The 578-nt window shown below is 65.4% G+C and carries 1 protein-coding gene; it reads left to right on the top strand.

Features of this window, described 5'->3' with window-relative positions; genetic code table 11:
- A partial coding sequence (locus NS355_RS18005; RefSeq protein ID WP_244489752.1) for an OB-fold nucleic acid binding domain-containing protein occupies positions 1 to 555 on the top strand: 555 nt, incomplete at its 5' end.
- Positions 556 to 578 lie beyond the last annotated feature (23 nt).

The following is a 578-nucleotide window of genomic DNA, read 5'->3' as shown; positions in this document are numbered from 1 at the left end:
TTAATCGAGGATTATCGCAACCTCCGGCTTACGCTCCTCGCTATGCCGCTGACGTTCTGGCGCGACGGACTGCGACCCCGCGGCGTCACCCGTTGCGCGGATCTCGCCAGCGTCCGCGACGGCCGCCATGTCGAAGTCGCGGGCATCATCCTAGTCCGCCAGAAGCCTGGTTCCGCGAAGGGTGTGCTGTTCATCACGATCGAGGACGAGACCGGCGTCGCCAACGGCATACTTTGGCCCGACCGCTTCGAGGCGCAGCGCCGCACCGTGATGTCGGCTTCCATGGTCGGTCTCAAGGGGCGCGTGCAGAAGGAAGGCGAGGTGATCCACGTCATCTGCGACCGGATCGTCGACCATGGCGACCTGCTGCACCGTGTTGGCGACATGTCCTTCCCGCACCGCACCGGCCGCGGTGACGCGGGCCAGCATCCAGGCTCACCGGATCGCGGGGACAAAGGATGGCAGCCTGAGCCGCGCAACCAATACTGGCCGCCCCACGCGGACGGTAAGGATCCAGAGGACGTCGTGCGCTTCAAATCGCACGACTTCCACTAATCCGTGTCGACGCTGCCTCGGCA

This window comes from Sphingomonas yabuuchiae (genome assembly GCF_001477495.1).
Lineage (GTDB): Bacteria > Pseudomonadota > Alphaproteobacteria > Sphingomonadales > Sphingomonadaceae > Sphingomonas > Sphingomonas yabuuchiae_A.
The sequence above is the reverse complement of the archived record's forward strand: the minus strand, read 5'-3'. Positions and strand labels throughout refer to the sequence as shown.